The following is a 21,602-nucleotide window of genomic DNA, read 5'->3' on the forward strand; positions in this document are numbered from 1 at the left end:
CCCTTGATGGGATGAGGCACTCGAAATGTTTGCTGAAGGCTGTGAAGCGTTCAGAAGTCGCGCTTGTAGAAGATGTCCAAGGAACTGGCCAGACCGCTGGCCGCCTCCAGGAAGACTTTTCTACTCAACTTGTAGCGCAACGCGATGGTATTGGCCGGCTCGAACACCCCAACGCCGTAGCGCAGGCTCAGGCGCTCGGTGATGTTACCGCTGGCCACCACGCTGGTGGAGTTGCCCGAACCCTCCGAACCCAGTTGGAAGTCTTCAATGCCCAGGCTCGAGGCCAGCCCGCCCGTCAACTCCTCGCCACCCAGCAGACCCAACCCCAGGGCTGCCTGGGCCAGCATGTTGTTATCCTCGCCCGTAGCCGTGAGCGGGCGACCCAGTACCAGGTAGGACAACGCCTGTTCCTGACTCATGGCCGGTTCGGAGAACACCTTGGTGGTCGGCTGTTCGGCGTTGCCGCTGAGGCGAATGCCGGCGATGACATCGTCGACCCGCCGGATCGCTTCGATATCCAGGTACGGCTGGTCGATTGGTCCCGCGAACAGCAGGCGTGCCCGGCGGATGATCAGGTTCTGGCCGTATTTGCGATAACGGCCGTCAGCCAGGCTGAGCTCGCCGCGGGTATCCATGTTGTTGCCGATGTGCACATGCCCGAGCAAGTTGGCGGTCAGGCCGAAGCCTTTGAACGACAGCTTGTCCTGCCCCACTTCCACGTCGACGTCCATGGCGATCGCCATGGGCGGCGCACCCTCTTCGGTCTGGTGCCCGACAATCACCGTGTCATCCGACACCTTGACGGTCGATGGTGGCAACTCGCGCACGGTGATCTTGCCCTTGGGCACCTTCACCTTGCCCGCGACCGCCAGCTTGTCATCGACCAGCCGAATGGTCAGGTCCGGCGCGACTTCAAGGGCAGCGTAGGGCTCGACACTCACGGGTAACTGCTGGCCCTTCAGACGCAGGTCCATGGCCAGGGCCTGACCCCAGGTCAGATTGCCGTCCAGCTGGCCGCGCCCGGCCTCGCCGCTTTGCCAATTGCCGTTCAATTGCACCTGCTCACCGGCGATCAACGCCTGCAGTGAGAGATTCTTGAGGCTGACCGGCAGCTCCGCGCCACTGACCTCGCCACCACTGAGCGCCAGGTTGCCATTGACCTGCGGGTTCAACAGGGTGCCCGACAAACGACCGCTACCATTGAGCTGGCCAGTGAGGCGCTCGACCATCGGCACGAAGGGACGCGCAACGGACAGGTCCAGGCCTACCAGACGGAAGTCGCCTGACAACGGCTTGTTCTTGCCCAGCGGATCGATTCGAGTGGTCAGGCTCAGCTCACCCAGACGCTCGCCGCGAAAATCCAGGCGGGTGTCGACCCGACGCGGCGCGAGGGTGCTGTCCAGTCGCAGTACCTGGTACGGGAAATCGATCCAGCGATCCTGGTCGCGAACTCGCAGCGTGCCGCCGCTGGCATCGACTCGGATGTTGCCCTTGGGCCCCGCGTTGGGCATGTCCAGGTTGATGTCGGCATTGAGCAGGCCCTGCCATGCGAAGTCCTTGGGCAACCACTGCGCCAGGCTGTCCAGCGGGAACTGCTTGAGGTGATAGCGCAGCCGCGGCTCCGGCATCAGCCGCTGGTCCTCGCCACACAGGCTCGCCTGCCCGGCGCGCCAGCAATGGGCGCCCAGATCAAGCTGTCCACTGACCAGACGCTGCAACTTCGCCGGGGCTTGCAAGCGCCAATCCTGGCCACCGGCCTGAATACGGCCCTCTGCCAGACGGCCACGCCAGTCACCCTTGGCCAACTGACCGTCCAATGCCAGATTCAGCTTGAGCTGCGGGCCTTCGAGCGCGAGGGTGACTGCCTGCTGGCGGATATCCCCTTTGCCGCTGATATCGAGATTACCCAAGGCTGTTTCGTCCAGGCGGATATTGCCAGCCTTGAGGGTAATCAAGGCGCGTTGGGCGCTGTCCAGTTTGGCGTCCAGGTCCAGACGCTGGACCCGATTCTGCGCTTGGCCAAGTTGCTGGCCTTGCAGGGTCAAAGTCCCTTGCGGCGCCTGCAGCGTACCGGCGACATCCAAGCGGCCATTCACTCGGCCTTGAAGGTGCGGCCAGAGCTGGCCTAAACGTGGCAGATTGAGGTCGATGCGACCGGCCAGACGTTGTTGCAGGCTACCGCTGCCATTGATGCGGTTGTCACCCAGTTGCACCGCGAGGGTACCCAGTGTCCAGCGCTCGCCTGCGCCCTCGGCCTCCACCTTGAGCACGGCGGGCTGACCACGCAAGCGCCCCTTGAGGTCCAGCTGTGCCTGCACTTGCAAGCGCTCGTTCTTCAGCTCGCCTTTGCTGCGCAGCGGGCCAGCCAGGGTGCCAGGCATCTCGGCCAGCCAGAATGCAGGGTCCAGCGCCGACAGTTGCAGATCGACATCCCAGGCCAGCGTGTCAGCGAAACGAACGGCAACGCTACCGGCAGCCTTGCCCTGGCCAGCCGTCAGAGCCAGCTGAGGCAAGCGCACCTGGCTCAGGTCACCCTCGAACGGGCTGGCCACGTTGAATGCACCGGCGGGGCCATCGAGATCGCCCTTGAAATCGCCCTTGTAATTACCGTCGCGGTACTGCACCTGGGCGTTGAAGCGTTTGAGGGTGACCTGAGGTGCCTCCTCAAGGGGGTAAAGGCGCAACCAAGGAAAGTCCAGCCAATCGATGCTGGCGTCGGCCTCAAGCTCTTTTTGCCAATCGGCACGCGCCTGCAACTTGACCCGTTGGGTCTCGCTGGCATTGACGTCCAGTGCATCCAAGCGCGCGCCCTTGGCATCCACCAACCCGCCCAGCACCAGGCCAATAGGCCCCTGCTCGGCAGGCAGGCTGGCGGAACCCGCCAATCGATACCCCTTGAGCAGATCGCCCGTGGCATCAAGGCGCACCTGGTTGAGTTGAAGGGTGTCGGGCAACGATGCCGAAGGTTTGAAGCCATCGGCGCGAATGCTCAGCGTAGCCGGCAGATGTTCGGCCAGCGCCTGCAATTCACCGGTCAGATGGGCGTCGAGGTAGCCACTGCTGGTGGCGTCCAGCGCGAGGGTTTTCTGCAATTCGCCCTTTGCCGTCAGCGCCAGTTGCCAGGGCTTGTCGTCCACGGCGGGCAACTGCACGGTCCCGGCCAACCGCAACGGCCAGTCCCCTTCAGGCTGCAGCTCACCCTGCAGGTTCAGTTGCAAGTCGTCCCGTTTCAGTTGCAAGGTATCGATGCGCAGACCGCCGACATTCCAGTGCGCGGCCAATTGCAGGTCGCCCAGCAAATCGTTGCCGTCAAGGCGCAACTGGCCGACCTTGACCTCACCCAGCTCGATGGCGATCGGCAGGCGCAGGGCAGGCAGTTGCAATGGCCCATTGTCGGCTGGGGTCTCTGCTGGCGCAAAGGCCATGTCGATGCGCTCGGCCTGCAGGTGGTCCACGCACAGCGTGGCGCGCAGCAAACAGGTGGGTGACCATGTCAGCCGTGGCCCCTGCACCTCCACCCGGTTGTCGCCGTCGACCCAGACCAGCCGGCTGGCCTGCCAGCCGGCGCCCAGACGCCCCTTGAAATCGGTGATTTCAAGACCCGGCACCCGCCCCAGCGCCCAGCGACTGCCCCCCTCGGTGCCCAACAGCAGGCCAACGGCCAAAGCGGTCAGCAGCAGTAACGCCAGTACAGTCAGAAGAATGGGTTTGAACACACGTGTCACAGCTCAGGCCCCATAGAGAAGTGCAAGCGGAAACCTCCGTCCTCATCCAGCGCCCGGGCCAGGTCCAAGCGCAGCGGCCCCACCGGCGAAACCCAGCGCACGCCGATACCGACGCCTGTCTTGAGGCTGGGCAGTTCCAGCGTATTGAATGAATTGCCTTGGTCGATGAACGTCGCCAAGCGCCACTTTTCGGCGACCGAGTACTGGTACTCGGCGCTGCCTGCCACCAGGTAGCGGCCACCGATACGGTCACCGTCGCTGTTTTTCGGCGACAGGCTTTGGTAGTCGTAGCCACGCACACTCTGGTCGCCACCTGCGAAAAAGCGCAGCGAAGGCGGAATGTTGTGCTGGTAGCCATTGGTGGCGCTGCCGCCGAACTGCACACGGCCAAGCAGGCGGTGGCGTTGACCGAGAGTGGTCAGGCCCTTGAGGAGCACGTTGCCGTGCAACAGATTGGTATCGGACACCAGTCCTTCTTTGGCCCCTTGCAGGTCGAACTGCAGCCGGTAGCCATTGTGCGGATCGATGCGGTTGTCGCTGCGCAGGTAAGAGAAACTGACCCCGGGCATCAACAGGTTGCTCAGGCCCGAATCATCGCCCAGGCGGTACTCTTCACGCTGGTACTTGAGCGAGACCACCCGCTGCCAGCCGCTGGGCAGCTTGCTGTGCCACTCCGGGCCCACAGTCAACAGTTTGCTCAGGGTATCGGTACCGGCGATCTCCTCGTTCTGGTAACCGCCGGCAAAGCGCAGCTTGTCGGTCAGCGGCGGGTCGAGTGGCACGTCGTACCACAGGCCGACGTTTTGACGCGGCGCGGACAACTCGGTCTCCCAGCCATAGCTGTGCCCTTGGGCATTGACCCAATGGCGGGTCCAGTTAGCCTTGCCGCGCGGTCCCACGTCGGTCGAGAATCCAAGGCCCAGCCCCATGGTGCGAGGTTTGCGGGTTTGCAGGTGGACATCCACCGGTATTTCTTCATTGACCGCCGCTGTGGGCGCCGCGTCGACGCGCACGCCTTCGAAATAGCCACTCGACTGGAGGTCGTTGTTGAGCTCGGCGATCAGCTCGGAGTCATAGGGTGCGCCGGGTTTGAAGGAGACCATTCGCTGCAGCAGGTCGTTGTCCAGGGGCGTGTCGCCGCCGAACGTGACAGCGCCCATGCGGTAACGTGGACCACTTTGATAGATGAGTTCGATATCGGCCACTCCCGCCTGGGGATCGACCGACAGGCGCTGGCGTGTGAAGTGACCGCTGAAGAAACCATAACGCGAGGCCTGGTTCTGGATAAGACGTTTGGCATCTTCATAAATGCCGTGGTTGAGTGGCTCGCCTGAGCGCAAGGCCTTGCTGTCGGGAATGCGGAATGCCTTGAGTTCGCTGGCCGGTCCTTCGATGCGCACGGTGACGTTACGCAAGTGCACAGGCTCGCCGGGCTCGATGCTGATGATCAGCTGCGGGGGATGATCCTTATCGCTTGGCGGCTTGACCTCGGTGTCGATCTGCGCCTGGTAGTAGCCCAAGGCCTGGGCGGCCTTGCGCGCCTGTTCCTGGGCGCCACGACTGAATCGTAACAAGGCTTCCTCGTCGCGATTCCCGAGGCTGCCGATGTAGTTTTCGATGTTGCTCTTGAGCGCTTTGTTGGCCGGTTTGACCTGCACCTTCAATTCGCTCTGGGCCCATGCTGCGGTACTGGCGACCCAAAGAATCAGGCCCCAGGTTAGTCTTCCTGAATACGTCATGCGGCGCATGCTACCAGAGGCGACCCGTTCAGGGTGTCGCTTGTCGAACGTCTTACCCAATCGCACTCTCCCTGAACGCCGGATTGGGGCGCATGAAAACGCGCTCACGGATCGGTCCTACCGCGATCTCTCCCACTTCCTGATAGCCCACACGCTGGTAGAACGCCAGAAAATGGGCATTTCCAGTATTGAGCACCACGCCTTGGCTTGTCGGGTCTTCGTCGCACCAATCATGTACAGCTTGTAACAATTGTTCTCCATAACGTTGCCGCTGATACCGCGGATGCACGCCCACCAGCGACAGCACATGCACCCCGCCTGGTGGCAAGGCACTGGACAGGGCTGCTTGGTAATCCAGGTAGCGGCGGGTGCAGCGTATACCCGTGCCGAGGATCATGCGCAGACGCCAGGCCCAGCTGTCGGTCACGCCCAGGCGCCGCAGCGAGGGCACGATCAGCGCGAGACCGACCAGCGTGTCGTTCACCAACACGCCGATGGCGGGCAGTTGAAGGTAGAAGTGCTGCCGCACCCATTCACGCAGCATCATTCGAAGGCGTCGTTCATACCCTGGGCGCTGGGCCTCGAAGACATAGGCCAGCGTTGGGTCGTGACGATAGGCGTGATACAGCAACGAGCGCACCTCGCGGTGGTATCCATCATCGAGCAGACAGACACGGGCCGAGGTGGCAGTGACGTCGGGCATTGCGGGCGATCCTCCTGGAAGGGACATGGCGGCCTGGAAACACCTTGAGTGTATCGTTTCAGCTGCCTTGGCACGTTAGCAGCCTGGACCATAGGGTGCCATGCTGGTGATGGTGGCCGATGTCAGCTAGCATCCCTGCTTTTATCAGGATTATCTTTCAATGAAGATCGTCTCGTTCAACATCAATGGCTTGCGCGCACGCCCCCATCAACTGGCGGCACTGATCGACAAGCACCAGCCGGACGTCATCGGCCTGCAGGAAACCAAAGTCAGCGACGATCAGTTTCCGTTGGCCGATGTGCAGGCCCTGGGTTATCACGTGCACTATCACGGTCAAAAAGGCCACTATGGCGTCGCCCTGCTCTCGCGTCGTGAACCTCTGTCGTTGTTCAAAGGCTTCGCCGGTGATGAAGAGGATGCCCAGCGCCGTTTCATTTGGGGCACCTTTGCCGATGCCCAGGGCACCCCGATCACTGTCATGAACGGTTATTTCCCGCAGGGAGAAAGCCGTGACCACCCGACCAAGTTTCCGGCCAAGCAACGTTTCTACGGGGATCTGCAGGCGTTGCTCGAAGGCCAGTTCAGCCGCGAACAACCCTTGCTGGTGATGGGCGACATGAACATTTCGCCCCAGGACTGCGATATCGGTATCGGCCCGGACAACGCCAAGCGCTGGCTGCGCACGGGCAAGTGCAGTTTCCTGCCAGAGGAGCGCGAATGGATGGAACGGTTGAAGGACTGGGGGTTGGTCGACAGCTTCCGACACTTGCATCCTGAGGTGGATGACCGGTTCAGTTGGTTCGACTATCGCAGCCGGGGGTTCGAGGATGAGCCTAAGCGTGGGCTGCGCATCGACTTGATCATGGCGTCGCAGGGGTTGGTGTCGCGGCTCAAGGCGGCGGGGGTCGACTATGAATTGCGAGGGATGGAGAAGCCTTCGGATCATGCGCCTATTTGGTTGGAGCTGGGGTGAGGGGCTTGGGCTTTGAACTCATCGGTGTAGTTACGGCGAGTACGTGGGTACATGGCAACCTCCAGGATAGCGATGTAAGTATCGCTTCTTGGCGTCCGTTGTCATGGGACAGGCCCAGCAAAAACCGCTGGCTCCCACATACGGCCCGGAGCGTAGCGCAGGGGCCGTGTGCGGGGGCGCTGCGGCTTTGGTTACTTTGGCCAAGACCAAAGTGACCCGCCGTAAAGGCGGAAAGGTGACTAACCGTCGATAAATCAAACGGATAAGCCCACAACCTAAAAAACCACCAATCACCAATCACCGCAAAAGAATCTGAATCTGCTCCCGCAAACTATCCAGATCAAACGGCTTGGCCAATATCGGCGCACGCCGCGCAATAGGGCTCTGGCATTCGCGAATCTCCGCCGGATACCCACTGATGAAAATCACCTTCAGGTCCGGCCGCAATTTGACCGCCGGCTCGGCGATCTCTACGCCCGAAACCCCGCCCGGCAATCGAAAATCCGTCACCATCAAATCCAGATGCGGCTTGCTCGCCAAAATGGCGAAGGCCTGCTCACCGTCTTCGGCCACGAGCACGTGATACCCCTCCCCAGCCAGGTAATCACGCAGGATCATGCGAATCGCCGGTTCATCCTCGACGATCAATACGACATCTTGTGCATCTTCACTCATGACTTTGCCTTGGTATTCAATAACTTGGCTATCAGACCCCAACCTCAGGCTGAGGTTGCCTGCGTCTGGTCGCTTTGTTGTCGCTGTGTCGCCAACGGCAAATAAAGGCTGAACGTCGCGCCGTGGCCCTCTTCGCTGTCGACATGGATGCGGCCGCCGTGGGCCTGGGCGATCTGCTCGGAGATATACAGCCCTAGCCCCAGGCCTGCGCTGGACTGCTGCGCCGCAACGCGTTCGAACTGCTGGAAGATACGCTGCTGGTTGGCCGCGCTGATGCCGATCCCTTGATCCTGCACCTGCACGCAGGCCATGGCGTCCTGCTCGAACACCCGCACCCGCACCGGACGTCGCTCACCATAACGCAACGCATTGGACAACAGATTGGCCACCACTTGCTCAATCCTGAACTCGTCCCACTCTCCCGGTACCGCTTCACAACGCTCCAATTCAATATGGGTTTCCAGCGCCGTGGCCTGTGCCGCGAAGTTCTCCACCAAGCCCTGTACCAATTGAGCGAGGTCGAACGCTTTGGGGCGGATCGACAGCTTGCCAGTACGAATGCGCGAAACATCGAGCATATCCTCGATCAAACGGATCAAGCTGTTGATCTGCCGTTCGTCACGCTCGACCATCGCCCGCAACCGTTCTTCGCTGAACGCCGCCGTATTGCCCTTGGCCAGGTGCATCTTGCGTAGCTGCGTTTCCAGGATCAGGCCGTTGAGCGGTGTGCGCACCTCATGGGAGACGATCGACATGAAGTCGTCGCGCATGCGTACCGCACGCTCCAGCTCGGCTCGCGCCACTTCAAGCTCAGCCAGCAACTGCGCCTGCTCCTGACGACTGCGCTCCAGGGCATCCAGCTGACGTCCCAATGCCTTGCGCTGGCGGAACAGGTCGACAAAGACCGAGACCTTGCTCTTGACCGCCAGGGTATCCAGGGGTTTGTGCATGAAGTCAACAGCGCCGCTTTCATAGCCCTTGAAGGCGTAGTTCATCTCGCGACCCGCCGCACTGACGAAGACGATCGGGATGTTCTTGGTCTTTTCCGTGCCTCGCATCAGCTCCGCCAGCTCGAACCCATTCATACCAGGCATCTGCACATCGAGGATGGCCAGCGCGAACTCATGTTCGAGCAACAAGGACAGCGCCTGCTCGGCGGACTGGGCCCGGTGCACTTCACGGTCCTCACCCTGGATAAGGGCCTCAAGGGCCAGTAGGTTTTCTGTCAGATCGTCAACGATCAACAGTTTGGCGGTGATATCGCTCAACATGCGCGCGGTTCCAGGGTAGCGAGCAGATGCCCGATACCGCTCAGGGAAAGTATATGGTCGGGCTGTTGCAAGGCCACCGCGGCCTCCGGCATCAGCGCGACCTGTGCGTCGCGGGGGTCCTGGACCACAGTCCGGCCTCCGCTGTTCTTGATCTGGAGCAGGCCTTGGGCACCATCTTCGTTGGCGCCGGTGAGTAGCACGCCCAGAAGGCCGGCACCATAGGCATCAGCCGCCGACTGGAACAAATAATCGATCGCCGGGCGGGAGAAGTGCACCGGCTCTTCCTGACTCAACGACAGGCTCAGATCGCGCTCCACCGACAAATGGTAACCGGGCCCGGCGACGTAGATCAGCCCGGGAGCGATGCTTTCCTTGTCACGGGCCTCGCGTACCGGTCGATGAATCCGTCGTTGCAGCACGCTGGCCAGCTGGCTGTGGCGCTCGTCGGGCAGGTGCAACACGCACAGCACCGGGATGGCGAAGCCTTCAGGCAACCCGCCCAGCACTTGGAGCAGCGCCGCGACACCGCCCGCCGAAGCACCGACGACCACCGCCTCCACGCCATTCATGACTTGCGATAGATCCGTTCAGGCCGCACGAGTGGCTCAAACCGCTCGCTATAGGCGGAAAAATCCAAGGATTCCTTGCTGCCCAGCAACAGGAACCCGCGATGGCACAAAGACTCATGGAACAGGCCAAGGGCTCGGTCCTGCAAGGCCTTGTTGAAATAGATCAGGACATTGCGACAGGACACCAGCTGGGTTTCGGAAAACACGCTGTCGGTGGCCAGACTATGGTCGGCGAAGGTCACGTTCTCGCGCAGGCTGCTGTCGATGATCGCGTTACCGTAGGCAGCGGTGTAGTACTCGGACAAGTCCCGACGTCCTCCGGCCTTGCGGTAGTTCTCGGCGTAGACCTGCATATCCCGCAGGGGATAGATGCCCTGCTTGGCCTTTTCCAGCGAATGTGGGTTGATGTCGGTGGCATAGAGAATGGTGCGCTCCAGCAACCCTTCTTCGCGCAACAGGATCGCCATCGAGTAGACCTCTTCGCCTGTGCTGCAACCGGCGATCCACACCTTGAGCGACGGCCAGGTGCGCAGCAACGGCACCACCTCCCTGCGCAGGGCCAGGAAGTGCTCAGGATCCCGGAACATCTCGCTGACCGGAATCGTCAGGAACTGCAGCAACTGCATGAACATCGCAGGGTCGTGCAGAACCCGCTCCTGCAGGGCCGACACCGTGCGGCAATCGAACTGGCGCACGGCATGCAGGATTCGGCGCTTGATCGAGGCCCCGGAATAATCGCGGAAATCGTAGCTGTACTTGAGGTAGATCGCCTCGATCAACAGCCGGATCTCGATATCGGTGTTGCGTTCGTTGCTCAAATTCGCTCCAGTTGTGGCAGCCATACGCGGATCAGGGAAAACAAGCGGTCAAGCTCGATCGGCTTGGCCAGGTAGTCGTTGGCACCGGCCTGCAGGCAGCGTTGCTGGTCATCCTTCATGGCCTTGGCGGTCACGGCAATGATCGGCAGCTTGCGCCAGCGCGGTTGCTGGCGAATCAAACGGGTAGCCTCATAGCCGTCCATCTCGGGCATCATGACATCCATCAGCACAAGGTCGATGTCTGGATGTTGCTCCAGTCGCTCGATCGCCTCACGCCCATTGCGACCGATCTCGACGATGGCGCCTTTGTGTTCCAGGGCGCTGGTCAAGGCGAAGATATTGCGCACGTCATCGTCCACCAGCAGGATCTTGCGCCCCTCGAATACCTTGTCACGACTGCGTGCGGTCTTGAGCATGCGTTGGCGCTCATGGGAGAGCTGCGACTCGACCTTGTGCAGGAACAACGTGACCTCATCGAGCAGCCGCTCAGGCGAGCGTGCGCCCTTGATGATGATCGAGCGCGAATACTTGAGCAGGTCGGCTTCCTCCTCACGGGTGAGGTTGCGTCCGGTATAGACAATCACCGGCGGGAAGGCACGGATCGTCTCGGACGTCATGCGCTTGAGCAACTCATTGCCCAGCATGTCCGGCAGCTTGAGGTCGATGATCATGCAGTCGTAGATATTCTCGCGCAGCAGCGCCAGGGCATCCTGGGCCAGGGCCACCGCGGTGATCTCGATATCCTCGTCGCCGATCAGGCGGGCGATGCTTTCGCGCTGCAGATCATCGTCCTCTACGAGCAGGATGTGCTTGAGCTTCTGGGTGAGCTTGGCTTCCAGGCGACCGAACACCGCCTTGAGCTCTTCGCGGCTGGCTGGTTTGACCGCATACCCCACCGCGCCCATGTGCATGGCCGCTTCGATGCGGTCCTCCACCGAGATGACATGCACCGGGATGTGCCGGGTGCTGGCCTGCTCCTTGAGCCGTTGCAGCACCGTCAGCCCCGAATGGTCGGGCAGACGCATGTCCAGCAGAATGGCGTCCGGCGTGTACTGGGCAGCGAGCGCGTAGCCCTCGTCGGCCCCTTGGGCCACCAGGCAGCTGTACCCTAGTTCATGGGCAAGGTCGTAGAGAATACGGGCGAAACTCGGCTCGTCCTCCACCACCAGGATGCAGCGATTGGCGAACGGAGCCTGCTCGCGGTCGTCGGCGAAAGCCGGTGCCTTGGCAGGTAGCGGCGAGGCAGCCACCGCTGGCTGGGGAGTCGGTGCGCTGACCTGCGGCGCAGGGGCTGGGGTCTGGCCGACCTCAAGCTGCTCCGGCAGGACCAGGCTGAATGCACTGCCCTGCCCTGGCGTACTCTGGACCGTGATCTGCCCGCCCAGCAGCCGTGCCAGATCGCGGGAAATCGACAATCCAAGGCCAGTGCCACCGTAGCGACGATTGCTGGTGCCATCGACCTGGTGGAAGGCATCGAAGATCGCCTGGTGCTCATCGGTCGCGATGCCGATGCCCGTGTCACGTACGGTGAAGACGACGCCGCGGTCGTCCTGTTGGTCGATGGTCAGACTGACCTTTCCGTGCTCGGTGAACTTGATGGCGTTGGACAGCAGGTTCTTCAGGATCTGCTCCAGGCGCTGGCGGTCGGTGAGCAGCGTTGCCGGTACCCGGGGTTCGAGTTGCACGTCGAACGCCAGGCCTTTGTCCTGGGCCAGTGGCTGGAACAGACCACGCAAGCCATCGGCCAGACTCTGGATCTGGGTGACCTGCGGCCGCACTTCGAGCTTGCCGGCCTCGACCTTGGCGATGTCGAGAATATCGTTGATCAGGTTGAGCAAGTCGTTGCCCGCCGAATAGATGGATTCGGCGAACTTGACCTGCTCGCCGGTCAAATTGCCCTCGGCGTTCTCGGCCAGCAACTTGGCCAGGATCAGCGAGCTATTGAGCGGCGTGCGCAGCTCGTGGGACATGTTGGCGAGAAACTCGGACTTGTAGCGATTGGTGCGCTGCAGATCTTCGGCGCGGGCCTGCAGTTCCATCTGTGCCTGGTTGAGCTCGGCATTCTTGCGGCCCAGCGCATCGGTGCGCTCGGCCAACTGCTCGTTGGTCTGCTCAAGCTCCGCCTGCTGGGTCTCCAGGTGCGCCTGGGACTCCTTGAGCACCCGCGACTGCTCCTCGAGCTCCTCGTTGGCGGTCTTGAGTTCTTCCTGCTGTACTTGCAGCTCTTCGTTGAGCTGTTGGGTTTCTGCCAGCACCTGCTGCAGGCGGTGGCGGTAACGTGCACTTTCGATGCTGATGCCCAGGCTGCCCGCCACCTGCTGCAGCAGCTCCACATCGCGCTCCTGCAAAGGCCGCAGGAACCCCAGTTCCAGCACACCATTGACCTGGCCATCGTCGTGGGTCGGCATCAACAAAGCACTGCGTGGCAGGCCACTGCCCAGGCTCGAGCTCAGGCGCAGATAGTCCTCGGGCAGGTTGTCCAGGCGCAACGGTGCCAACTGGCGGACCGCCTGGTCCAACAGCCCACCCTGACGGGCCGACGACGGCCCTGGGGCCTGATCGGCGTCCAGGCCATAGCAGGCCATCCGCACCAGTTGTCCTTGTTCGTCTCGCACATGGAAGGCGCCGACCACGCTGCCCAGATAGCTTGCGAAAAAGCGCAGGATATTGTCGCCGAGCATCGGCAGGGTCAGCTGGCCCAGCACCTGCCCGGCCAGTTGGGTCTGGCCACTGCGCAGCCAGGCCTGGTGCTCCAGGCGTTCGGTGGCGCGGCGCTGGGCCTGCAGGTTGTCCACGTAGCTGTTCGACAGCAGCAGCAGGTCGCGACGTCCAAGGTAGGCCAGCAACGCGCTGAGCGTGACGATGAACAACACAAAGCCTGTGATCGCCCAGACCGTGACGCTCTTGACCTTCTCGTTGCGCGCCATGCGCAGTTGCTGCTCGCTGACGATTAAATCGTCGAACTCCTTGCGGATCTCATCGGTCAGGCGCTTGCCGCGGCCATTGCCGATGGACGCCTGGTAATCACCCTGATTGCGCCGGGCGTTGATCATCTGGGTGCTGAAGTCGTTCCAGGCGTGCTGCAGGGCCACCAGCCGGTCGATGCGCTCGGTTTGCTGCGGGTTGTCCAGCACCATCGCCCGCAGGGCCTGGAGGCTCGTGAAAATGCGCGGCTTGGCCACTTCGTAGGGGTCGAGGAAGCGCTCGTCCCCGGTGATCAGGAACCCACGCATACCCGTTTCCATGTCGATCGACAGTTTGACGGTCTCATTGGCATTGCCGATCACCCGATCGGTGTGCTCGACCCATTGCATGGCCGAGAGCAAATAGTTGATCACCGCAACGAAGGCCACGGCGCCCAGCAGGCCGACCCCCAGGGGGAGCCCTACGTTGCGGCTCAACAGTTTGCGAAAGCTCTGTTGATCCATCGAGGCTGCTTGAATCATCTGAAAACGCCCGAGCAAAAAAAGTCCATTGAAAAGGATGGCGGCCACTGCGCATGAGGAACGCTATAGCGAGTCTAACCAGCTTTATCGGCTCTGGCAGGGCAGTTAGCCAGAATTTGAAGGCCACTGACGCCAATCGTTCCATCAATCGACAGGGGCCGTTATGCTGGGGAACTTCTGCCACCTGCGCACCACCCAAGTAAGGACCACTCTTCTGAACAGGACGCCCCCATGCAACTTCTGGTAGTCGAAGACGACGACATCGTTCGGATGCTGATGGTCGAAGTGCTCGTCGAACTGGGCTACACCACCATCGAAGCCGAGAACGCCGCTGCTGCCTTGGGGATCCTTGAGGATGCCAATCAACCGCTGGCACTGCTGATGACCGATGTTGGCCTTCCGGACATGCGCGGCGAGGAACTGGCAGCCAAGGCCCGCGAGCTGCGACCGACGCTACCTGTGCTGTTTGCCAGTGGATTTGCCGAGAGCTTCGACGTACCGCCGGGCATGCACATGATTGGCAAGCCCTTTGGTATCGATCAACTGCGGGACAAGGTGAAGGGAATACTGGGGACGTCTTGAGCGTAGCGTCGCCCTACGAACGAGGGTCGCCGAAATAGTAGCGATCCAGGCTGCCCTTACCGAAGTAGCGCTCGTACTCCTGGATAGCGTACAGGTCCATCATGCCGGCGATGTAGTCTGTGACCAGCCTGCGCCGGTCTGCCTTGAGTGAGCGCAGCTCCGGCGGCAGTAGCCTGTTTTTCTCGTTATAGCGCGCATCGCTGTACACCTCGAACAGCCCCTTGATCACCTGCTCGCCTCGTTTTTCATACAGCTGGACGTCTTTTTTGCGCAGGATGGCCTTGAACAGGAGCTTCTTGAGGCCCTCGGCCAACTTGGCATAGTGTTGGTAACCGAGTGTGCCGTCGACCAGGCCAATGTCCGAGCACAGCGTGTTGACGATCTTGGAGGTCAGCTCCTTCTTCAACACCATCGCGTACTCTTCCGACGACCCCAGACGATGCGAGCGCATGGCATCGCTCTGCACCGCCTGCGCCAGTTCGTTCATCATCGGATACGCCTCGGCGAAGGTATCGCTGATCTTGAACTCATGCAGGATCTCTCCCAGGCTGATCAGCCCAAAGCTCAAGGCGTCTTCAAGGTCGTGGGCGGCATAGGCGATTTCATCGGCAAGGTCCATGATCTGGGCATCAATGCTCTTGGTGATGTTGACGTCCCGCTGCGCCAGTTCCTCGGTCAGGAACAGATGGTCCTCGTCGTAGAGAAACTTCGCCGAATTGTCCTCGCGACGATGGAAGTACTTGGTCACCGCCATCAACGTACGCACATTGAGATTGAGCCCATCGTACAAATGATGTTTGCGCTCCAGGGTGCGCAGAATACGAAAGGCCTGGGCATTGCCTTCATACCCGCCACACTCGCTGCACAGCTCGTTGAGCACTTTCTCGCCGTGATGCCCGAAAGGCGGGTTGCCGATGTCATGGGCCAGTGCGGCGGTCTCGGCGACAACGGTGTCGTTGAGCTCCAGGTCGATGGCAATCGAGCGCGCGATCTGTGCGACCTCCAGACTGTGGGTGAGGCGATTGCGGTTGAAACGTCCGGCGTCGATACCCAGCAGCTGCATCTTGCCTTGCAGCCGACGGAAGGATGAGGAATACAGGACCCTGGCATAGTCGCGCATCAGTTCCTGGCGTCCATTGGAGCGTCCATCGTCGTGGGCGAAGACTCGATACTGCAACTTCGCGGCTTCGAGTTCCTGTTCCTTGGCGTAGGCCTTTACATCGTTGTCGTACATAGCTTCATTCCTTTTTCGGTTGAGCTCGCCGTGACCGCTATGGCCGAAACGGCAGGCAGGCCGCATCCGATGCCGCGACATCCGCCTCGAACGCCTGCTCACTGTAATCGCGTGGGTAGTAGGAAAAGCGCTTCAGATCAAGGTAATCCTGCTTTCGCATGTAGCGTCTGGACAGCGCCAGGCTCTCGCGCTCCACCTGTGCTGCATCCAGCTCGGGGCTCAAGTTCAGCTGGGTGATACCGCAATGCTGGGCACTCGCGGGGTCCACAGGTGTCGCACCCTGGGCCTGCAGCTGCGCCAGGAACCCCGCGCTATGGCGGGGCGGCCCATAGACCACCACGGGCCCGACCGACACGCCCTTGATGCACTGGGCATGTTCATCGAGCCACTGACGAGTCTGCTCGAGGGTCGCCGCCGTTTCACCGGCGTACAACAGCACATTGACCTTGACCCAGATGCCATGGCTGGCACACGCCTGCAGCAACTCCGACGCCGACTGCAGATAACGCGTCGGGTCCCGGGCCTTGTTCATCGCCAGGATTTGCCTGGGCGCCGCCGACTCGAGCCCCAGGTCGATGACTTTCATGCCCGCCGCGGCGAGGCTTTTGACCGTATCGGGCTTGATGCCGTCCACCCGGCTTTCGCAGCGCCAGTGGATACGGGTATCGCAGCGCTGGACCTGTTCGGCCAGCGCCTGGGCCCATCGCGGGTTGGGCAGGAAGAAGGACGACTGGAAATACGGACGGATGCCGTGGTCGTCATAGTCGTCTGCCAGCTGGCGTAGCTCATCGACGATCAATTCGGGGGCTTTGAGCTTTTGCAGCGGGACATCTCGCTCTTCGCAGAACACACAGCCTTTGCCGCATCCTCGGGAGGTCTCGATGCTGGGCTGGTAGCGCCGATGGCCTTCGACCAGCAAATGGTTCAAGCCACAGCCCCGTCCGTCCCAGGGGCCGTCGAACGCCAGCAACGTCGGCAGCAGGTCTTCGCCCAGGCCTTGGACGATCTGGTCGACCTGTGGCAGTTTGCTCTGCAGCCACTCACTGTCAGGCCCTGTCACCCATCGCCCACCGAGCACGATGCGCACCCAGGGAGCGAGATCCTTGACCGCCCTGCAGAACAAACGCGCCCACTCCAGGGCGTAGAAACTGGTCATCGAGAGCATCAAGGGTGCATCGGCCCGGAGCAGGCCCTGCCAGTACAGACGTTCGGCGAGCGCATCAGGTGCTTCGTGCTCGCCATGCACCAGCAGGGTCTGAAGGCCGTTTCGCTGACATAAGCTCGCCAGGCCCAACGCGCCGTAGTTCAAGTACAACTGTCGCCGGGCCAGGGCGTGGTCCCGCTTCTTTGGTTGCAGCAGGCCGGCGGAGACGAACAGCACGGGTGCGCGTCCCGCGCGGATCAACATTCTCCGGGTTCCCCGGCGCACCAGTCACACACGTCCTCCTCGGCCTCGCCCTGCACGAACAGGATCTGGCCCACCTCTCCGGCCCTTCGGTCGTCCTCGATGCAGCCGTCACAGAGCGTGATCGTGGGGTATTGCTCCGCAGCGCGATCCGAGAGTAGATCGCCATACACTACGCATTTCTTCATGGTCGCTTCCCAGGTCATAAGGGCCATCATTGGCCACGGGCATCCCTTGCCCCGGCGTGGACACATTTAGGAATTTCCCCAGCCACCCTGTCAAAAACGCGGCGTTTAGGCCCTGCCCGGCAGACCCGCCACCTTCTTACAAACTGCAACCCGCCCTCCTGACGCCGCAGCTTGTGTCAATGGATCGAAAGCCGCCGGGCGTTCTGCAGTACACTTGCCGTTCAACCCGATCAAGGCTCCCCCCATGCCTCGCTTCCCTCGCCTGCTGCTCCCCTTGCTGCTGCTCGCCACCCTCGCCGCCTGCGACCAGAAACCCACCCGCGAAGAAAAGATCCTGGCCAACCTGCCATTGCAGGAGGCTTACGAACACAACATCGAGAAGATCGCCGCGCTGCTCGCGCCCAAGCATCCGCAACTGTCCGAGGAGCAGATCCAGGCCGTGCTGCGCAAGCACCTCACCGCCGAGGACCAGCGCCAGGATCTGTTCAAGCTCTACAGCGAACAGCACTTCAGCGATGCCGAGTTCGACCTCATCGTCGCCGCCACCCACGATCCGGAAAAAGCCAAGGCGCTGGAAAACAGCGACGAAGGCAAGCACCTGAGCGAGAAGCTGACCGCCTTGATGCGCGAAAGCGCCAGCGATGAGAAGGTGCAGGCCATGGCCGAGCAGCGCATGCAGGAGGTGGAGGATGAACTGAACGAGCTGCAAACGCCCCGGGACTGAAAGCAACTGCGCCCCAGCCCTGTAACAGATTAAGGTTATCGTTCTTCCCCGCCAAAGAGGTCAGGATTGCCACACGCCAAGAAAGGCCTGCGCCTGGATCTGCGCACGCTGATTCTCGTACTTGCGGCACTCACCGCCACCGTGATGCTGCTGACCAGCTATTTCGCCAGCTACCGCGTGCAGCGCCAACTGCTGATCGACCATGCGCTGGAAGCGAATCGGGTGTACGCCGCGAAGCTGGCCTCGATCACCGAGACCTTCCTGGGCAATGCCCTGCAACAGTTGGCCTTCAGTGCCTCGGTACAGGGGCGGCAACTGGACAATGCCTTGGCGATGCAACGCGAAACCGAACGGCTGCTGCACCAGAGCAGCGCCTTCAATTCGACGTTCGTGGTCGATGCCCAAGGCGTTCTGCAGGCCATTTCACCGGCACCGCTGCGCAAGATGGTCGGTGCCCGCCTGCAGACACCCGGCGCCATCCAGGCGTTGCGCGAGCGGCATGCGTTGGTGTCGACGCCCTTTCTCTCCACCGCCAACAACCTGGTGGTGGTGCTGTCGCAGCCTGTCTTCGACGCCGACGGCCGCTACCTTGGCTATGTAGGCGGCACCCTCTACCTGCGCGAGCACAACATCCTCAAAAGCCTGCTGGGCGAACACTTCTACAAGGATGGCTCCTACCTTTATGTGGTCGATCGCAACCGGCGCCTGCTCTACCACCCGGACGCCGAGCGCGTGGGCACGGTGGTCCAAGGCAATGCGTTGATCGATAAATTGGCGACACTGGGCAATGGTACGCAACAAGTGCGCAACAGCGCCGGCGTGGACATGCTGGCAGGGTTCGCCACCGTGCCCAGCACCGGCTGGGGTATCGTCGCCCAGCAGCCGCTGGCGCAGACGGTCGCGCCGCTCAAACGCCTGATCCTCGATGTGATCGGCATCTCCGCGCCACTCGCCTTGGTGGGCTGCCTGGTGCTTTGGTGGCTGACCGTGGCCGTCACCCGCCCGTTGCGGCAACTGGCCGCGAGCGCGCGCACCCTGGACCGGCCCGGTACGGCCGAAGGCCTCCAACAGGTCAAGGCTTGGTACTTTGAGGCCGCAGAGCTCAAGCGGGCGCTGCTGTTCGGGCTCAATCTGCTGCAGGAGCGCATCGGCCGGCTCAATCGCGCGGTCCAGACCGATCCGCTCACAGGCCTGGGCAACCGTCGCCACCTGGAGTTCAGCCTGTCACTGCTGGAGGCCGAGGCCTGTGATTTCTGCGTCGTGGCGCTGGACATCGACCACTTCAAGCGGGTCAACGATGGCCACGGGCATGAGGTGGGCGACCAAGTGCTACGTCGGCTGACCGAACTGATGCGCCGCTGCTGCCGGGAAGGCGATGTGTTGTGCCGCACCGGCGGCGAGGAGTTCCTGATGCTGTTGCCCGACGCCAGCCTGCAAGCGGCCCTCGCCGTGGCCGAGCGCTTGCGCAAAGGCGTGCAAGACACGCCCATCGAACCGGTGGGTGCGGTGACCCTCTCGCTGGGTGTGGCGCGGTGGGAAGCCGACAGCCACGAGGCGCCCAGCGAAGCCCTCAATCGCGCCGACCGGGCGCTCTACGCGGCCAAACAGGCCGGGCGCAACCGCGTGATGAGCGACGCCTGAGACCGACGCCGTCCGTCGCGGCGTCGGCACCGGGCCCAGGTACGAGGGCTCGAATGCACGCAGACCTGATCCAGGAGACGTGCCATGAAACACCCCTACCTGCTTCCACTGAGCCTTGCCCTGTGCCTGGGCACCGGTGCCCCTCTTGCGCTGGCAGCGGGCGCCCCCAATACCGTGCGCACCCCCAGCGAGCAAATTCCCGGCACCGGCACCCTCGATCGCGACGGTGGAGCCATGGGCTCCGGAACTCCGGGTGACGCCCTGGGCAGCGGCAACGGCGGCACCGATGCCAACGACACCGACAACACGGGCGGCGATGGCACATCCCGGGGCAGCAGCGGCGAGCGTGGCCCGGGAACCGGCAACAGCGGCGACGTCGATGACGCTGCAACGCCCGGTGATTCGGGCATCAACGGTGGTCGCACAGCGCCCTGAGCACTGCGCCCGCTCTAGAACGGGGCTTACCCTTGATATGTAACAAGCCTTGTCTTAATACTGTCATCTTTCGGTCATAGGATTGACCTCGATCTGCAACCTATCATCAGGGATGAGTACCATGCGTCGTGTTGTGTTCAATCAGAAAGGCGGTGTCGGCAAGTCCAGCATCGCCTGCAACCTCGCCGCCGCCAGCGCCGCCGAAGGTTACCGGACCTTGCTGGTCGATCTGGACCCACAGGCCAACGCCACCTATTACCTCACCGGCCTTGCCAACGACGCCATCCCTGCCGGCATCACCGATTTCTTCCGCCAGACCTTGTCCGCCACCGCAGCCGGCAAGAGGCACCGCGTAGCGATCACCGAAACGCGCTATGACAATCTGCATCTGGTCACTGCCAGCCCGGACCTCACCGATCTGCAGCACAAGCTCGAAAGCAAGTTCAAGATCAACAAGCTGCGCAAGTTGCTGGTGGAACTCTCGCAGGATTACGAGCGGATCTACATCGACACGCCCCCAGCCCTGAACTTCTACACTTTCAGCGCCCTGGTGGCGGCCGAGCGGCTGCTCATCCCGTTCGATTGCGACAGTTTCTCGCGCCAGGCACTGCGCAGTGTCCTGGCCGAGGTGGAAGAACTGCGCCAGGACCACAATGCCAACCTGCGGGTCGAAGGCGTGGTGGTCAACCAATTCGCCGGGCGTACGGCCCTGCACCAGACGCTGGTCGATCAGTTGCGCGCCGAGGGCCTGCCGGTGCTGCCGGTGTATTTGAGCAGCTCGATCAAGATGCGCGAATCCCATGAAGTGGCGATGCCGCTGGTGCACCTGGCGCCCCGTCACCGGCTGTCCCAGGAGTTCGTCGAGCTGCTGGATGTGCTGGAGCGGGCAGCCTAAGGCCTGCGAAGGAATCTGGGGGCCGCTGTGCGGGTCCATCGCAGGGTTCGCCAACTTCCACGGCCAGCGCCCCCTGCTGCGACAATCCACCACACCACGACCATTCATCGGAATGGTAGATTCGCCGCCATGAAAATCTCCTGCCGGACACGCTCGCTGACCGCCTGGACGCTCTATGCCAGCGTCCTGTTCAGCCTATTGATGTGCGGCCTGCATCACGGCCAGATGAGCGGCCTTCGCTTGTCGGGCCTGGACGGGGGATTCTGCTCGATCTCGAACGATCATGGCCCGGCCATCGACCTGGGCGACAGCGGCAGCGACGCACACATGGTGCAGCTCGATTGCCCGGTGTGCTCATCCTTCGCCTTGGCGGTACCGCTTACCGGCAGCGCCTTGACCTTCGCCCAGGCCCAGGGCAACGCGCCCTCTCCTGTCGTCGTGCGCAGTTGGGCGCAACCGCCACCGCGCTACCTGCGCCCCGCCCTCAACCCCCGCGCCTCCCCTCTTTTCTTCCTCGCAGCAGCAACCTTAGCCTGACCCCGACCGGGCGCGCTTGCGTGCGTGGTCGTGGCCAGCCAT

General features: G+C 62.1%; 18 protein-coding genes. 7 read left to right on the forward strand and 11 right to left on the reverse strand.

Annotation, left to right across the window (positions count from 1 at the left end):
* Window positions 1–50: 50 nt before the first annotated feature.
* From IEC33019_RS09795 to IEC33019_RS09805, 3 genes are read right to left on the reverse strand one after another with little or no spacing between them, the layout of a single operon-like run.
* The gene (locus IEC33019_RS09795) at window positions 51–3,725 is read right to left on the reverse strand and encodes a translocation/assembly module TamB domain-containing protein (RefSeq protein WP_070091228.1); all 3,675 of its coding nucleotides are present in this window, start codon (window positions 3,723–3,725) and stop codon (window positions 51–53) included.
* Complete coding sequence (locus IEC33019_RS09800; protein WP_099593379.1) at window positions 3,722–5,464, reverse strand: autotransporter assembly complex protein TamA; 1,743 nt, start codon at window positions 5,462–5,464, stop codon at window positions 3,722–3,724. Before IEC33019_RS09800 ends, IEC33019_RS09795 begins: the two co-directional genes overlap by 4 nt.
* A gap of 52 nt (window positions 5,465–5,516) precedes the next feature.
* Entirely contained in the window at window positions 5,517–6,167 is a 651-nt protein-coding gene (locus IEC33019_RS09805) for a GNAT family N-acetyltransferase (RefSeq protein WP_070091236.1), read from the reverse strand.
* Between the two features lie 160 nt (window positions 6,168–6,327).
* Here IEC33019_RS09805 and xthA point away from each other — a divergent pair, with 160 nt between their 5' ends.
* Window positions 6,328–7,140 carry an exodeoxyribonuclease III gene (xthA, locus tag IEC33019_RS09810; protein WP_070091237.1) on the forward strand — a complete coding sequence of 271 codons (813 nt, stop codon included), beginning with the start codon at window positions 6,328–6,330 and terminating at the stop codon, window positions 7,138–7,140.
* A 297-nt stretch (window positions 7,141–7,437) separates the two neighbouring features.
* On the opposite strand, the gene IEC33019_RS09815 is transcribed toward xthA, so the two are convergent.
* Genes IEC33019_RS09815 through IEC33019_RS09835 form a run of 5 tightly spaced genes read right to left on the reverse strand, consistent with a single transcriptional unit; the run spans window position 7,438 to window position 13,919 of the window.
* Window positions 7,438–7,815, reverse strand: a complete 378-nt coding sequence (locus IEC33019_RS09815; protein ID WP_070091238.1) for a response regulator — start codon at window positions 7,813–7,815, stop codon at window positions 7,438–7,440.
* A 44-nt stretch (window positions 7,816–7,859) separates the two neighbouring features.
* Entirely contained in the window at window positions 7,860–9,086 is a 1,227-nt protein-coding gene (locus IEC33019_RS09820; protein WP_070091239.1) for a hybrid sensor histidine kinase/response regulator, read from the reverse strand.
* A complete protein-coding gene (locus tag IEC33019_RS09825; RefSeq protein ID WP_070091240.1) occupies window positions 9,080–9,655 on the reverse strand; it encodes a chemotaxis protein CheB in 576 nt (191 codons plus the stop codon). The genes IEC33019_RS09820 and IEC33019_RS09825 overlap by 7 nt, the downstream gene beginning before the upstream one ends.
* The gene (locus IEC33019_RS09830; protein WP_070091241.1) at window positions 9,652–10,473 is read right to left on the reverse strand and encodes a CheR family methyltransferase; all 822 of its coding nucleotides are present in this window, start codon (window positions 10,471–10,473) and stop codon (window positions 9,652–9,654) included. The genes IEC33019_RS09825 and IEC33019_RS09830 overlap by 4 nt, the downstream gene beginning before the upstream one ends.
* Window positions 10,470–13,919, reverse strand: a complete 3,450-nt coding sequence (locus tag IEC33019_RS09835) for a response regulator (protein ID WP_070091242.1) — start codon at window positions 13,917–13,919, stop codon at window positions 10,470–10,472. The genes IEC33019_RS09830 and IEC33019_RS09835 overlap by 4 nt, the downstream gene beginning before the upstream one ends.
* Window positions 13,920–14,150: 231 nt before the next feature.
* Here IEC33019_RS09835 and IEC33019_RS09840 point away from each other — a divergent pair, with 231 nt between their 5' ends.
* On the forward strand, window positions 14,151–14,501 hold the full coding sequence (locus tag IEC33019_RS09840; RefSeq protein ID WP_070091243.1) for a response regulator: 351 nt from the start codon (window positions 14,151–14,153) through the stop codon (window positions 14,499–14,501).
* A 13-nt stretch (window positions 14,502–14,514) separates the two neighbouring features.
* Here IEC33019_RS09840 and dgt read toward each other — a convergent pair whose 3' ends face one another.
* From dgt to IEC33019_RS09855, 3 genes are read right to left on the reverse strand one after another with little or no spacing between them, the layout of a single operon-like run.
* Window positions 14,515–15,735, reverse strand: coding sequence for a dGTP triphosphohydrolase (gene dgt / locus IEC33019_RS09845; RefSeq protein WP_070091244.1), 1,221 nt, complete (start codon window positions 15,733–15,735; stop codon window positions 14,515–14,517).
* 37 nt (window positions 15,736–15,772) lie between these two features.
* A complete protein-coding gene (locus IEC33019_RS09850) occupies window positions 15,773–17,143 on the reverse strand; it encodes a B12-binding domain-containing radical SAM protein (protein WP_070091245.1) in 1,371 nt (456 codons plus the stop codon).
* Window positions 17,137–17,346, reverse strand: a complete 210-nt coding sequence (locus tag IEC33019_RS09855; RefSeq protein ID WP_244509679.1) for a hypothetical protein — start codon at window positions 17,344–17,346, stop codon at window positions 17,137–17,139. The genes IEC33019_RS09850 and IEC33019_RS09855 overlap by 7 nt, the downstream gene beginning before the upstream one ends.
* A 226-nt stretch (window positions 17,347–17,572) precedes the next feature.
* Here IEC33019_RS09855 and IEC33019_RS09860 point away from each other — a divergent pair, with 226 nt between their 5' ends.
* From IEC33019_RS09860 to IEC33019_RS09880, 5 genes are all read left to right on the forward strand, one after another.
* A complete protein-coding gene (locus IEC33019_RS09860) occupies window positions 17,573–18,052 on the forward strand; it encodes a hypothetical protein (RefSeq protein ID WP_070091246.1) in 480 nt (159 codons plus the stop codon).
* Between the two features lie 66 nt (window positions 18,053–18,118).
* On the forward strand, window positions 18,119–19,693 hold the full coding sequence (locus tag IEC33019_RS09865; RefSeq protein ID WP_070091247.1) for a sensor domain-containing diguanylate cyclase: 1,575 nt from the start codon (window positions 18,119–18,121) through the stop codon (window positions 19,691–19,693).
* Window positions 19,694–19,777: 84 nt separating this feature from the next.
* Entirely contained in the window at window positions 19,778–20,128 is a 351-nt protein-coding gene (locus IEC33019_RS27340) for a hypothetical protein (RefSeq protein WP_070091248.1), read from the forward strand.
* Between the two features lie 121 nt (window positions 20,129–20,249).
* Window positions 20,250–21,023, forward strand: a complete 774-nt coding sequence (locus IEC33019_RS09875) for a ParA family protein (RefSeq protein ID WP_070091279.1) — start codon at window positions 20,250–20,252, stop codon at window positions 21,021–21,023.
* A 129-nt stretch (window positions 21,024–21,152) separates the two neighbouring features.
* Complete coding sequence (locus IEC33019_RS09880; RefSeq protein ID WP_070091249.1) at window positions 21,153–21,560, forward strand: DUF2946 domain-containing protein; 408 nt, start codon at window positions 21,153–21,155, stop codon at window positions 21,558–21,560.
* The last annotated feature ends 42 nt before the right edge of the window (window positions 21,561–21,602 follow it).

Origin of the sequence: Pseudomonas putida (assembly GCF_002741075.1) — a bacterium.
Taxonomy (GTDB): domain Bacteria; phylum Pseudomonadota; class Gammaproteobacteria; order Pseudomonadales; family Pseudomonadaceae; genus Aquipseudomonas; species Aquipseudomonas putida_T.